Source organism: Massilia hydrophila, from assembly GCF_020208145.1.
Lineage (GTDB): Bacteria > Pseudomonadota > Gammaproteobacteria > Burkholderiales > Burkholderiaceae_D > Telluria > Telluria hydrophila.
On record NZ_JAHYBX010000002.1, the window covers coordinates 81,456 to 95,399 of the forward strand.

Genomic DNA, 13,944 nt, shown 5'->3' on the forward strand with positions numbered 1-13,944 from the left:
GAACAGATGGCGAAGATTTTTTGCGTAGCGAACCAGAAGGGTGGCGTCGGCAAGACCACCACGTCCGTCAACCTGGCGGCCGGGCTGGCCAAGCTCGAGCAGCGCGTGCTGCTGGTCGACCTCGACCCGCAGGGCAATGCCACGATGGGGGCGGGCATCAACAAGGCGGCGCTCGAAGGCTCGATCTACCAGGTGCTGCTGGGCGAGCTCGACGTCGCCGGCGCGCGCGTGCGCTCCGAGTCGGGGCGCTTCGACGTGCTGCCGGCCAACCGCGAGCTGGCCGGCGCCGAAGTCGAGATGGTGGCGCTGGAAAACCGCGAGCGCCGGTTGAAGGACGCGCTGGGCGCGGTGGCGAAGGACTACGACTTCATCCTGGTCGACTGCCCGCCGGCGCTGTCGCTGCTGACCCTGAACGGGCTGTGCGCGGCGCACGGCGTGATCATCCCGATGCAGTGCGAGTACTACGCACTCGAAGGCCTGTCCGACCTGGTCAACACGATCAAGAAGGTGCACGCCAACCTGAACACCGACTTGCGCATCATCGGCCTGCTGCGCGTGATGTTCGACCCGCGCATGACGCTGTCGCAGCAGGTGTCGGGCCAGCTCGAGCAGCACTTCGGCGACAAGGTCTTCAAGACCATCATTCCGCGCAACGTGCGCCTGGCCGAAGCGCCCTCGTATGGCATGCCGGGCGTGGTATTCGATCCGTCCTCGAAAGGCGCGCAGGCGTACATCGCCTTCGGCGCGGAAATGGTCGAGCGCATCAAGACTATGTGATTACAAAACCAGCACTGAAAGCTGACTTAGAATGGCAACGAAAAAATTGAAAGGCCTCGGACGCGGCCTCGACGCACTGCTCGGCGGCGACAGCCAGCCGGCGCCGGCGAAGGCGCCCTCGACCCTCAAGATCGACCAGGTCCAGGCTGGCAAGTACCAGCCGCGCACCCGCATGGATGAAACCTCGCTGAGCGAACTGGCCGCCTCGATCAAGAACCAGGGCATCATGCAGCCGGTGCTGGTGCGTCCGTTGCAGGAAGGCGCCCCGGTACCGTATGAAATCATCGCCGGCGAGCGCCGCTTCCGCGCCGCCCAGATGGCCGGCCTGGACGAGATCCCGGTACTGGTGCGCGAAGTCGACGACCAGTCGGCCGCGGCCATGGCCCTGATCGAGAACATCCAGCGCGAAGACCTGAACCCGCTGGAAGAGGCGCAGGGCATCCAGCGCCTGATCAACGACTTCCAGTTCACCCACGAGCAGGCAGCAAGCGCCGTCGGGCGTTCGCGCAGCGCGGTATCGAACCTGCTACGCCTGATTAACCTGGCCCAGCCGGTGCAGACCATGCTGATGGCCGGCGACATCGACATGGGCCATGCGCGCGCCCTGTTGGCGGTGGACAGTGCGCACCAGATCACCCTGGCCACCCAGGTGATCGCCAAGCGCCTGTCGGTACGCGAGACCGAGAAGCTGGTCGCGCGCGCCCTCGAGGAGCAGGCGAGCCCGGCAACGCCGGCCCGGGCCAGGGAAAAGCCGGGCGACATCGTGCGCCTCGAGGAGGAACTGTCGGACAAGCTTGCCACCCCGGTGATGTTCAAGATGGGGGCGAAGGGCAAGGGGCAACTGATCATCGACTTCGCCGACCTCGATATCCTGGACGGTGTGCTGGCGCGCCTGCGTGCCTGAATTGTGTCTTGCGCGTTGCGCCGGGTGCGCGTTCAAGTGACGTATGCATGCCACGTTTCGTGGCGGCCTACATTGCCTGGACGCGCGGGCGGCGCAGTCGTCCACCCCAGGAGAGTCAGCGCTGACTCAGCAGTTAAGTGACTGAAAATATGGGAAAAAGCGCAATTCGTTTGTTGCTTTCAGCACATCTTTACGCAGCAGTTATAAGCGCGGAATCGTTTGACTCACGTCCGTATAACCACTTATAATCCCGCTGATTCATGTAATTACCACATCGTAACTGTCTGATTGCGCGGCGAGAAACCATAACAATATGTTGCGCATCGTCTCCCTGCAATTGATTGCAACAGTAGCCGCTGGCGTCATCGCCGCACTGCTGGGGGGATGGTCTGCGATGTTTTCGGCAGTACTGGGCGGTTTGTGTTGTGTAGTGCCCAACGGCATCATGGCAGTACGGCTGTTTGCCAACGCCCATCGGGCCGGGGGTGCCAGTCCTGCGGCATTCTTCATCTGGGAATTTGTAAAGATTGCACTGACGGTCGCGCTTTTGTTCGCGGTCGCGAAGCTGTACCACGATCTGAACTGGTTCGCCCTGATTGGCGGCTTCATCGTGGCACTGAAGAGTTACATCATCTTATTATTTAGGCACTGACAATGGCGACTCCAACCGTAGAAGGCGCAGCACACGCGCCCACCCCATCAGAATACATCACCCACCACCTGGGTCACCTGTCGAACAAGCACCAGGACTTCGTGGTCGACTTCAGTGTCTTCAACTACGACACCATCTTCTGGTCGATCTTCGCCGGTGTGGTCGGCTGCCTGTTCATGTGGATGGCCGCCCGTAAAGCGACTTCGGGCGTACCGGGCCGCTTCCAGGCTGCCGTCGAGATGCTGGTCGAGATGGTCGAAGACCAGTCGAAGTCGATCGTGCACGGCAACCGCGCCTTCATCGCGCCGCTGGCACTGACCGTGTTCGTGTGGGTCGCCATCATGAACTCGCTGGACTTCCTGCCGGTCGACATGTTCGCTGGCCTGTTCGGCCTGCTGGGCGTCGAAAACATCTTCCCGTACCACCGCGTCGTGCCGACCGCCGACCTGAACGGCACCCTGGGCATCTCCCTCGGCGTGCTGGCACTGATGCTGTACTACAGCGTCAAGATCAAGGGCCTGGGCGGCTGGATCCACGAACTGTTCGCAGCACCGTTCGGCATCTGGATGGCGCCGTTCAACCTGCTCCTGAACATCATCGAATATGCAGCAAAAACCGTGTCGCTCGGTATGCGACTGTTCGGCAACATGTACGCCGGTGAGCTGCTGTTCCTCTTGATTGCTCTGCTCGGCTCCATGGCCACCGCATTTGGTGTGATCGGTCACATCATCGCGGGTTCGATCTGGGCGATCTTCCACATCCTGATCGTGTTCCTGCAGGCATTCATCTTCATGATGCTGACGCTGGTGTATATCGGTCAGGCCCATGAAGGCCACTGATCGGCGCCGCAAGCATCGAACAGATAGTGGTTGTAAAGAAGTTGTAGTTTTTAATCTAGTTTTTAAATTAACTTTTGGAGTTACACATGACTGACCTTTCTTTTGTTGCACTGGCTTGCGGTTTGATCATCGGCCTGGGCGCTATCGGTGCTTGCATCGGTATCGCAATCATGGGCGGTAAGTACCTGGAAGCTTCTGCACGTCAGCCAGAACTGATGAACACCCTGCAGACCAAGATGTTCCTGCTGGCTGGTCTGATCGACGCGGCATTCCTGATCGGCGTCGGTATCGCCATGCTGTTCGTCTTCGCACGTCCGTTCAGCTAATCAAGCACGACTTGATCTGAAGAGCCGAACCGTCCCTGGTTCGGCATCCGTTTTTGTGAGAAGGAATTTACCGTGAACTTGAACGCAACTTTGTTTGTCCAGTTCGTGGTCTTCTTCATCCTGGCGGGCTTCACGATGAAATTCGTGTGGCCGCCACTGATGAAAGCGCTCGACGAGCGCGCCGAGAGGATCGCGAATGGCCTGGCCGCCGCTGACCGTGGCAAGGCCGACCTGGCCGCTGCCGAAAAGCGTGTGCAGGCCGAAATGGCCGGCGCCCGTGACGAAGTCCAGAAGCGCATCACCGACGCTGAAAAGCGCGCTGCCCAGATCATCGACGCCGCCAAGGCAACCGCTGCAGAAGAAGCCGCCCGTATCGTCGCTGCCGCCCAGGCTGACGCCGAGCAGCAGGTGACCCGTGCCCGCGAAGAACTGCGTGGCCAGGTGGCCGCACTGGCAGTGCAAGGCGCCGAGCAGATCCTGAAGCGTGAAGTCAACCCAGCGGTCCACGCCGACCTGCTGTCGAAACTGTCGACCGAGCTCTGATCATGGCTGAACTCGCAACCGTCGCCCGCCCTTACGCCGAAGCGCTGTTCCGTGTCGCCCAGTCGGGCGACATGGCCGCCTGGTCGGCCGTTACTTCCGAGCTGGGCCAGATCGGCGCCAACCCGGACGTACAGGCTTTCGCCGCCAACCCGAAGGTCACCGCCGCTCAGCTGGCCGACACGATTGCGTCTATGGTCAAGTCGCCGCTGAACGCTGAAGCGAAGAACTTTATCGCGATGCTGGCCGAAAACGGCCGCGTCACCCTGCTGCCCGAAATCGCCGCCCAGTTCGCGGCACTGAAGAACGCCAACGAAGGCGCCGCCGATGCGGACATCGTCAGCGCCTTCGAGATCTCGGGTGACCAGCTGGCCCAGCTGGTCGCTACGCTGGAAAAGAAATTTGGCCGCAAGCTGAACCCGTCGGTGACCGTGGATCCTTCGCTGATCGGTGGTGTGCGCGTGGTCGTCGGCGACGAAGTGCTCGATACCTCGGTACGCGCCAAGCTGCAACAGATGCGTGTTGCGCTGGTGTCCTGATCGATTCGATATCTAGCAGCACGCGCCGGCGCTAGCGCCCTTGCCCTACGCATCAAAAACATTTGGAGTTAGCACTCATGCAACTTAATTCTTCTGAAATCAGCGAACTGATCAAGAGCCGCATCCAGGGTCTGGAAGGTTCGGCTGAAGTTCGCAATCAAGGCACGGTGATCTCCGTCGCCGACGGTATCTGCCGCATCCATGGTCTGTCGGACGTGATGCAGGGCGAGATGCTGGAATTCCCTGGCAACACCTTCGGCCTGGCGATGAACCTCGAGCGCGACTCCGTCGGCGCCGTCATCCTGGGCGCCTACGAGCACATCTCGGAAGGCGACACCGTCAAGACCACCGGCCGCATCCTGGAAGTGCCGATCGGTCCGGAACTGCGTGGCCGCGTGGTCAACGCACTGGGCCAGCCGATCGACGGCAAGGGTCCGATCGCTACCACCCTGACCGCACCGATCGAGAAGATCGCTCCGGGCGTCATCGCCCGTGAATCGGTCTCGCAGCCGATGCAGACCGGCATCAAGTCGATCGACGCGATGGTGCCGATCGGCCGTGGCCAGCGTGAGCTGATCATTGGCGACCGCCAGACCGGTAAATCGGCTGTCGCAGTCGACGCGATCATCAACCAGAAGGGCCAGGGCGTCACCTGCGTGTACGTCGCAATCGGCCAGAAGGCTTCGACCATCAAGAACATCGTCCGCTCGCTGGAACAGCACGGCGCGATGGAGTACACCATCGTTGTCGCCGCTTCCGCGTCGGAATCGGCTGCGATGCAGTACATCTCGGCCTACTCGGGCTGCGCCATGGGCGAATACTTCCGCGACCGCGGCGAAGACGCGCTGATCGTCTATGACGACCTGTCGAAGCAAGCCGTTGCCTACCGCCAGATCTCGCTGCTGCTGCGCCGTCCGCCGGGCCGCGAAGCCTACCCGGGCGACGTGTTCTACCTGCACAGCCGTCTGCTGGAGCGCGCAGCACGCGTGAATGCCGACTACGTCGAGAAGTTCACGGGCGGCGCCGTCACCGGCAAGACCGGTTCGCTGACCGCACTGCCGATCATCGAAACCCAGGCAGGCGACGTCTCGGCATTCGTGCCGACCAACGTGATTTCGATTACCGACGGCCAGATCTTCCTGGAGACCTCGCTGTTCAACGCCGGTATCCGTCCTGCGATCAACGCAGGTATCTCGGTGTCGCGCGTCGGTGGCGCAGCCCAGACCAAGGTCATCAAGGGCCTGTCGGGCGGTATCCGTACCGACCTGGCGCAGTACCGTGAACTGGCTGCGTTCGCGCAGTTCGCATCGGACCTGGACGAATCGACCCGCAAGCAGCTGGACCGCGGTGCACGCGTGACCGAACTGCTGAAGCAGCCGCAGTTCTCGCCGCTGTCGACCTCGCTGATGGCCGCATCGCTGTTCGCCGTCAACAAGGGCTACCTGGACGACGTCGAAGTCAAGAAAGTGCTGCCGTTCGAGCACGGTCTGCACAACTTCCTCAAGTCGAGCCACGCTGCGCTGCTGTCGAAGATCGACGAAACCAAGCAACTGGACAAGGACGGCGAAGCTGCGCTGTCGGCCGCCATTGCTGATTTCAAGAAATCCGGCGCATATTAATCGTCGAGCCGGCGTCGTGTGAGCACGGCGCTGGTGCGCGGAAGGAGTAAGGACTCATGGCAGTAGGCAAAGAGATTCGTGGCAAGATCAAGAGCGTAGAGAATACGAAGAAGATCACCAAGGCGATGGAAATGGTCGCCGCATCGAAAATGCGCAAGGCGCAGGACCGTATGCGCGCCGCCCGTCCCTACAGTGACAAGGTTCGTACCATCACCGCCAATCTGGCCGGCGCAAACCCGGAATACACGCACCCGTTCATGGCGCAAGCCAAGCACGTGCAGGCGAAGGCCGTGGGTTTCATCGTCGTCACGACCGACAAGGGTCTGTGCGGCGGCATGAACACCAATGTGCTGCGCCAGGTGACGCTGAAGGCGCGCGAGATGGAGCAGGCAGGTAACACCGTCGAGGCAGTTGCCATCGGCAACAAGGGCCTGGGCTTCCTGAACCGCATGGGCATGAAAGTTGTTTCGCAAGCGACCCAGCTCGGCGATACGCCGCACCTGGACAAGCTGATCGGCCCGGTCAAAGTGATGCTGGACGCGTACCAGGAAGGCAAGCTCGACGCTGTCTACCTGTGCTACACCAAGTTCATCAACACGATGAAACAGGAACCGATGGTCGAGCAGCTGCTCCCGCTGCCAGCCAAGCACATGGAAGCGGACAAGGGCGGTATCAGCTGGGACTACATCTACGAACCGGAAGCGGCCGTCGTCATCGACGAACTGCTGGTGCGTTATGTGGAAGCGCTGGTGTACCAGGCCGTCGCCGAGAACCTGGCGTCCGAGCAGTCGGCACGCATGGTGGCGATGAAGGCAGCGAGCGACAACGCCGGTAGTGTCATCAGCGACCTGAAGCTGGTCTACAACAAGACCCGCCAGGCAGCGATTACCAAAGAACTCTCCGAGATCGTTTCCGGCGCAGCAGCCGTCTAAGCGATCAAAGCACAAGAATTTAACTATATATCTGAAGGAACGAACATGGCTGATGGCAAAATCGTTCAGTGTATCGGCGCAGTGGTCGACGTGGAATTCCCGCGTAACGCCATGCCGAAAGTGTACGACGCACTGAAAATGGAAGGTTCGGAACTGACCCTGGAAGTCCAGCAGCAGCTGGGCGACGGCGTGGTCCGTACCATTGCACTGGGCAGCTCGGAAGGCCTGCGTCGCGGCATGATTATCCAGAACACCGGCAACCCGATCATGGTTCCGGTCGGCACCCCGACCCTGGGCCGCATCATGGACGTGCTGGGCAACCCGATCGACGAATGCGGTCCGGTCAGCCACGAGCGCATGGCATCGATCCACCGCGATGCGCCGGCCTACGACGAGCTGTCGCCGTCGACCGACCTGCTGGAAACCGGCATTAAAGTTATTGACCTGGTCTGCCCGTTCGCAAAAGGCGGTAAGGTCGGCCTGTTCGGCGGCGCCGGCGTCGGCAAGACCGTCAACATGATGGAACTGATCAACAACATCGCGAAGGCGCACTCGGGTCTGTCCGTGTTCGCCGGCGTGGGTGAGCGTACCCGTGAAGGTAACGACTTCTACCACGAGATGGCGGACGCCAAGGTCGTCGACCTGGAAAACCCGACCAACTCGAAAGTGGCGATGGTCTACGGCCAGATGAACGAACCGCCGGGCAACCGTCTGCGTGTCGCGCTGACCGGCCTGACCATGGCGGAAGCCTTCCGTGACGAAGGCAAGGACGTTCTGTTCTTCGTTGACAACATCTACCGTTACACCCTGGCCGGTACCGAAGTGTCGGCACTGCTGGGCCGTATGCCGTCCGCGGTGGGCTACCAGCCGACCCTGGCCGAAGAAATGGGCCGCCTGCAAGAGCGTATTACCTCGACCAAGACCGGTTCGATCACCTCGATCCAGGCCGTGTACGTCCCTGCGGATGACTTGACCGACCCGTCGCCTGCTACCACCTTCGCCCACCTGGACTCGACCGTCGTTCTGTCGCGTGACATCGCTTCGCTGGGTATCTACCCGGCAGTGGACCCGCTGGACTCGACCTCGCGCCAGCTGGACCCGCTGGTCGTCGGCGAAGAGCACTACGCCACCGCGCGCGCCGTGCAGGGCACCCTGCAGCGCTACAAGGAACTGCGTGACATCATCGCGATTCTGGGCATGGACGAACTGGCGCCGGAAGACAAGCTGGTCGTCGCACGCGCTCGCAAGATGCAGCGTTTCCTGTCGCAGCCGTTCCACGTCGCTGAAGTGTTCACCGGCTCGCCGGGCAAGTACGTTTCGCTGAAAGACACGATCAAGGGCTTCAAGATGATCGCATCGGGCGAACTGGACCACCTGCCGGAGCAGGCCTTCTACATGGTCGGCACCATCGAGGAAGCAATCGAAAAGGCCAAGAAGCTGGCTGCCTAAGCCAGATTCTTAACCCGAAGGACAGACATGGCAAACACCATTCAAGTGGACGTGGTCTCGGCCGAAGAGCAGATCTTCTCCGGCCTGGCTACCTTCGTCGCGCTGCCGGGTGAAGCGGGTGAGCTGGGTATCTACCCACGCCACACCCCGCTGATCACGCGCATCAGGCCAGGTGCCGTCCGGATCCAGACGGCTGCCGGCGGCGAAGAGTTCGTCTTCGTCGCAGGCGGTATCCTCGAAGTGCAGCCGAACGGCGTGACCGTGCTGGCCGACACCGCGATCCGCGGTGGCGACCTGGACGAAGCGAAGGCACTGGAAGCAAAGAAGCAGGCCGAAGAGCTGATGCTGAACAAGGAGTCGAAGATCGACTACGCGAAAGCCCAGGCCGAAATGGCTGCGGCGATCGCGCAGCTGGCGGCGATCCAGAAGCTGCGTTCGAAAGGACGCTGATTCACAGTTGAATCAAGCATCCGCGTTTGCGGCACAAAAAGGCAGCCTTCTGGCTGCCTTTTTTATTGGCATTGTTGTGCGCAAGAGCCTGCAATGAAGACGGCGGCGCACGGTTAGCTGGCGTACGGGTGCGTGGGTGTTTTGGGCTTAGTATGGCCTCCTGTGCGTTCAGACAGCTCGAGCCGACCATGGCAAGCCCTCCAGACCATCGCGAACAGCAGCAAACCCTGCCAGCGGACGACCGCTTCGGCCAGACCCTGTACCGCTTCCTCTTCTTCGACTGGCTGTTCCGCGACGTGAGCAGGGCGCGCAATTTGCTCGAGCGCCACGCCGCGCGCGAGCACAACCGGCGCATGAGCCGTTATTTGCCGGTCTACATGCGGCGCTGGTCGGTGCTGGCCACCTTCGACTTCGCGCTCGGCTTCCTGTTCGAGCGCGTGCTGTCCGCCACCATGCTGTCGGCCCTGTTCTTCACCGGTACCTGCGTGACCATCACCGGCGTCCTCGTGATGACCGTGATCTGGCTGTTCCTCGCCGCCCGCCTGCCTTGACGCCTGCCGGGGCGCTCCCGTTCGCCCCCGCATAGCCACCACTTGACCCATCCGAACGACCACTGATCGGCTCCTGATTGCGGCAGGGTAGGCCCCGTACGTACAGTCACGGCAGTCCATAACAAGAAAGGAATGTCGACCATGTTCATCCGTACCGCCATCTGCGCCGCCGCGCTGCTCCTGTGCGCGCCGCATACCACCTTCGCAGCCGACTCCACCCCTGACAAGCCGCTCAGCAAGCGCGCCCTGGAAGACCTGTCCTTCCGCCTGCACGCGACCGTCGCTCCCTATTTCCCCGCCGAGGCGCCAGGCGGCATCGTCCTGGTGGTCAAGGATGGCCAGACTGTCCTGCGCCGTGCCTATGGCATGGCCGACACGGTCAAGGGCGTGAAAATGGCGCCCGAGATGGCCATGCGCATCGGCTCGATGACCAAGCAGTTCACCGCCACCGCCATCCTGCTGCTGGCGGACGAGGGCAAGCTCTCCGTCGACGACGAGATCACCAGCTACCTTCCGGACTATCCGACCCAGGGCAAGCGGATCACCATCGAACACCTGCTGACCCATACCTCGGGCATCGTCAGCTATACCGGCAAGCCGGGCTTCTCGCAGCGTGCGCCGCAGGACACCACGGTGGCCGCGCTGATCGACTCGTTCAAGAACGACCCGCTGCAGTTCGAGCCGGGCAGCGCCTGGCGCTACAACAATTCCGGCTACTACCTGCTCGGCGCCATCATCGAGAAGGTCTCGGGCATACCTTACCACCAGTTCCTCGCACAGCGCATCTTCACGCCGCTCGGCATGGACCATACCGCCTACGAGGGCCAGGAGCGCGCCAAGTGGCCGAGCGCCGCAGGCCACTCGCCATCGGAGAACGGTTTCGGTGCGGCCCGCCCGCTGGGCAGGAACCAGTCCTATGCCGCGGGCGAGCTGGTCTCGACGGTGGACGACCTGGCGAAATGGGATGCCGCGGTCGGCAAGAAGCTGCTCACGCCGGCCACCTGGCAGCGCGCCTTCACCTCGTACCGCCTCAGCGACGGCAAGGACAGCCACTATGGCTATGGCTGGGAGCTGAGCCTGATCCAGGGCGAAGCGGTCATCGGCCACAGCGGCTCGACCCGCGGTTTCCGCTCCTACGGCCTGCGGGTGCCCGCCAAGGGCGTGTATGTGGCGGTGCTGACCAATGGCGACGGCGGCACCGTGGTGCCGGACGTGGTGGCACGCCGGGCGGCGGCGGTCGCCATCGGCAAGCCGCTGCCGGAATTTCGCGAAGTGGCGCTCGATGCCGCTGCGCTGGATGCGGTGGCAGGCGTGTACACCCTGGATGACAGCCGCCGCGTGTTCTGGCGCGACGGCGACTTCCTCTCGCTGCAGCGCCCGGGCCGCGGGCCGCTGGTGCTGAAGGCGATGTCGGCCAACGCCTTCTTCGTACCGGATACGGCCGACTGGTTCGTGTTCCAGCGCGAGGGTGGCGCCGATACGGGCAAGGTGACCGGCGTGACCTATTACCAGGACGGCAGGGCGCTGGTCCACACCCGCAGCAGCGAGGCGCCGCCGCCGCCGCGGATCGTGGCCAGGATCGCCGACGCCGCCTTCGATGCGCACGCCGGCCGCTACGAGATCCAGCCCGGCATGGTGCTGGAAGTGAAGCGCGACGGCAGCCGCTACTTCGTGCAGCCGAGCGGCCAGCGCCGGCTCGAGATCTTCCCCTTGAGCGAAACCCGTTTCTTCGCGCGCGATATCGATGCCGAGATCGGCTTCGAAGGCCAGGACCTGTCGTTCAGGCAGGGCAGCCGCAGCTTCACCGGGCGCCGCCTGTAATCCATGCTTGCCCCCCTTCGTGGTGATTCCAGCCACGCGAGGGGGCGATATAGTGACCCACGCCAGGACAACAACAGAAAGGGATTCCGACCATGCTGCTCCGTTCCGCCATCTGCGCCGCCGCGCTACTGCTGTGCCATCCGTATGCCGCCTTCGCCCAGGACGCGTCAGCCTCCACACTGGCCCAGCAAGACCTGGCCAGCCGCATCGACGCCGCGCTCGCGCCGTATTTCAGGCCCGAGATGCCAGGTGCCACGGTCATCGTGGTCACGGACGGCAAGACCGTGCTGCGCCGCGCCTACGGCATGGCGGACACCGCGCAAGGCGTGCCGATGACGCCCGACATGGCGCTGCGCCTCGGCTCGATCACCAAGCAGTTCACGGCGGCCGCGATCCTGCTGCTGCAGGAAGAAGGCAAGCTGTCGGTAAGCGACGACATCACCAGGCACCTGCCGGACTACCCGACCAGGGGCAAGCGCATCACCATCGAGCACCTGCTGACGCATACCTCGGGCATCGCCAGCTACACGGGCAAGCCGGATTACGTCAATCGCATGGCGCAGGACCTGACGGTGGCCCAGATGATCGACTCGTTCAAGAACGATCCGCTCGACTTCGAGCCGGGCAGCCAGTACCGCTACAACAACTCGGGCTACTTCCTGCTCGGCGCGATCATCGAAAGGATCTCCGGCCAGCCCTACCACGCCTTCCTGGAGCAGCGCATCTTCACGCCGCTCGGCATGCTCGATACCTATTACGAAGGTTTTGGGCACGGCAAGGCGCCGGTGGCCGCCGGCCATACCCGCGGCGCGACCGGTTTCGGCCCCGCCAAGCCGCTCAGCATGAGCCAGCCCTACGCGGCCGGTTCGCTGGTGTCCACCGTGGACGACCTGGCGCGCTGGGACGCGGCGATCGGCGCCGGGCGCCTGCTCAAGCCGGCCAGCTGGCAGCGCGCCTTCACCTCCTACCGCCTGGACGACGGCAAGCCGACCAACTACGGCTATGGCTGGGATGTCAGCAAGGTGCAGGGCGAGACCGCCATGGGCCACGGCGGCGGCATCAACGGGTTCAGCACCCATGCGCTGCGCTTCCCGGACCAGAAGGTCTATGTGGCGGTGCTGACCAACAGCGACAGCGGCCCGGCCAATCCGGCCGTGGTGGCGCGCAAGGCGGCCGGCATCGCCATCGGGAAGCCCTACCGGGAACTGCGCGAAGTGGCGCTGGACGGCAGTGCGCTCGATGCCTTCAGCGGCGCCTACGGGATCGAGAAAGGCACGCAGCGCGTGTTCCGGCGCAGCGGCGAGGTGCTCACGATGCAGCGTAGCGGCCGCCCGCCGGTGATGCTGAAGGCCGCCTCCGCCACCGAGTTCTTCGTGCCCGGTGCGCTCGACTGGTACGCGTTCCAGCGCGACGCCGGCGGCAAGGTCACCGCGGTGACCCATCACCAGGATGGCAACACGGTGCCGTATCCGCGCAGCGGCGACGCGGCCCCGGCACGCCAGGCGGTGAAGATCGCCAATGCGTCCTTCGATGCGCGCGCCGGCCGCTACGAGCTGGCGCCGGGCTTCGTGCTGGAACTCACGCGCGACGGCGACCGTTACTTTGCCCAGGCCACCGGACAGGGCAGGCTGGAGATCTTCCCGATGAGCGAGACCGCCTTCTTCTCGCAGCAGGTCGATGCGGAGATCAGCTTCGAGCAGGTGGCCGGAAGGGAAGGGCAGACGCTGGTGCTGAAGCAGGGTGGGCGTAGTACGCCGGGGCGCAAGCTTTGATTGGTGATGTGCGGCGCCGCACGGGTAGCATCGCCCTGGTTTGAGCGCGTGGGCGGGAGACCCGCCCACCCTACGATTGATGCGACAACGCTGAATGAATGTATTCAGCGCCGTGCGGCCTGTTCGCCGGCCAGGCGCAGGGCCACCTTGTGGCGGAAATAATCGCCTGCGACGTAGCGGTACAGGTTCGCACCCGGGCACACGGTCTTGTCCGAATAATCCCGGTGGCTGCGGATGGCGTCCAGCGGCACCTGGTGCTTCGCGGCCAGCAGCGCCATCAGGTCGACCACGGCGTCGAGCTGGCGCTGGTTCGGCTCCACTTCCTCGAAATTGCCCACCACCTCGATCAGGGCGTGGCCGCTCGGGTCGTAGTCGGTGTTGGTGTCGCCGGCGAAGCTGATGTCGCGCGCTGCGTAGATGCGGCCGTCCAGGTCGATCACGTAGTGGTAGGGGATGTCGAGCCAGCCCTTGCTGCTGCGCGACCAGTCCTGCAGGCGGCGCAGGTAGGCCTGCGGGTCGGTGCCGGGCTTGAACGGCTCGCCCTGGTGGTGCAGGGTGATGTGGCGGATGGCGTGGCGGCGCGCCCGGGCCGGGTCGGCCGGGCTGCCGCCCCAGGCGGCGACGGGCACGATGGCGCGTTCGACCGCGGCGAGGGGCAAGTCCTGCGGGGTGGTGGCGCCGGCCGGCAGCGGCAGGGCCGCGATGGCGAGGGAGGCGGCAAGGAGGACGGCAGGGACGACGGCTGGGAAGGGCTGGCGCATTGGCGGCATTGG

The 13,944-nt window shown here is 63.5% G+C and carries 15 protein-coding genes; 14 read left to right on the forward strand and 1 reads right to left on the reverse strand.

Annotated features, from left to right (window positions below; all coding sequences use genetic code 11):
- Positions 1-6: 6 nt before the first annotated feature.
- The 14 genes from LE190_RS07475 (at position 7) to LE190_RS07540 (ending at position 13,171) form a co-directional block, all read left to right on the forward strand.
- On the forward strand, positions 7-777 hold the full coding sequence (locus LE190_RS07475; protein WP_224946996.1) for a ParA family protein: 771 nt from the start codon (positions 7-9) through the stop codon (positions 775-777).
- 31 nt (positions 778-808) lie between these two features.
- Entirely contained in the window at positions 809-1,681 is an 873-nt protein-coding gene (locus LE190_RS07480) for a ParB/RepB/Spo0J family partition protein (protein ID WP_224946995.1), read from the forward strand.
- A gap of 313 nt (positions 1,682-1,994) precedes the next feature.
- A complete protein-coding gene (locus LE190_RS07485) occupies positions 1,995-2,333 on the forward strand; it encodes an ATP synthase subunit I (protein WP_225238142.1) in 339 nt (112 codons plus the stop codon).
- A gap of 2 nt (positions 2,334-2,335) precedes the next feature.
- Positions 2,336-3,172, forward strand: coding sequence for a F0F1 ATP synthase subunit A (atpB, locus tag LE190_RS07490; protein WP_225238143.1), 837 nt, complete (start codon positions 2,336-2,338; stop codon positions 3,170-3,172).
- 86 nt (positions 3,173-3,258) lie between these two features.
- On the forward strand, positions 3,259-3,498 hold the full coding sequence (atpE, locus tag LE190_RS07495; protein ID WP_056340707.1) for a F0F1 ATP synthase subunit C: 240 nt from the start codon (positions 3,259-3,261) through the stop codon (positions 3,496-3,498).
- Between the two features lie 72 nt (positions 3,499-3,570).
- Complete coding sequence (locus LE190_RS07500; RefSeq protein ID WP_225238144.1) at positions 3,571-4,041, forward strand: F0F1 ATP synthase subunit B; 471 nt, start codon at positions 3,571-3,573, stop codon at positions 4,039-4,041.
- A 2-nt stretch (positions 4,042-4,043) separates the two neighbouring features.
- The gene (locus LE190_RS07505; protein ID WP_225238145.1) at positions 4,044-4,577 is read left to right on the forward strand and encodes a F0F1 ATP synthase subunit delta; all 534 of its coding nucleotides are present in this window, start codon (positions 4,044-4,046) and stop codon (positions 4,575-4,577) included.
- A gap of 77 nt (positions 4,578-4,654) precedes the next feature.
- A complete protein-coding gene (gene atpA, locus LE190_RS07510; RefSeq protein ID WP_225238146.1) occupies positions 4,655-6,196 on the forward strand; it encodes a F0F1 ATP synthase subunit alpha in 1,542 nt (513 codons plus the stop codon).
- 56 nt (positions 6,197-6,252) lie between these two features.
- Positions 6,253-7,128 (forward strand): F0F1 ATP synthase subunit gamma, encoded by an 876-nt coding sequence (gene atpG, locus LE190_RS07515; RefSeq protein ID WP_027864641.1) that lies wholly within the window; start codon positions 6,253-6,255, stop codon positions 7,126-7,128.
- A 45-nt stretch (positions 7,129-7,173) separates the two neighbouring features.
- Positions 7,174-8,577 (forward strand): F0F1 ATP synthase subunit beta, encoded by a 1,404-nt coding sequence (gene atpD, locus LE190_RS07520; RefSeq protein WP_027864640.1) that lies wholly within the window; start codon positions 7,174-7,176, stop codon positions 8,575-8,577.
- 27 nt (positions 8,578-8,604) lie between these two features.
- The gene (locus tag LE190_RS07525) at positions 8,605-9,027 is read left to right on the forward strand and encodes a F0F1 ATP synthase subunit epsilon (protein WP_036216819.1); all 423 of its coding nucleotides are present in this window, start codon (positions 8,605-8,607) and stop codon (positions 9,025-9,027) included.
- A gap of 188 nt (positions 9,028-9,215) precedes the next feature.
- The gene (locus tag LE190_RS07530) at positions 9,216-9,578 is read left to right on the forward strand and encodes a hypothetical protein (RefSeq protein ID WP_225238147.1); all 363 of its coding nucleotides are present in this window, start codon (positions 9,216-9,218) and stop codon (positions 9,576-9,578) included.
- Between the two features lie 141 nt (positions 9,579-9,719).
- Positions 9,720-11,399 (forward strand): serine hydrolase, encoded by a 1,680-nt coding sequence (locus tag LE190_RS07535; RefSeq protein ID WP_225238148.1) that lies wholly within the window; start codon positions 9,720-9,722, stop codon positions 11,397-11,399.
- Between the two features lie 92 nt (positions 11,400-11,491).
- Positions 11,492-13,171, forward strand: a complete 1,680-nt coding sequence (locus tag LE190_RS07540) for a serine hydrolase (protein ID WP_225238149.1) — start codon at positions 11,492-11,494, stop codon at positions 13,169-13,171.
- Positions 13,172-13,275: 104 nt separating this feature from the next.
- On the opposite strand, the gene LE190_RS07545 is transcribed toward LE190_RS07540, so the two are convergent.
- Complete coding sequence (locus tag LE190_RS07545) at positions 13,276-13,932, reverse strand: peptidoglycan recognition protein family protein (RefSeq protein WP_225238150.1); 657 nt, start codon at positions 13,930-13,932, stop codon at positions 13,276-13,278.
- Between the last annotated feature and the right edge of the window lie 12 nt (positions 13,933-13,944).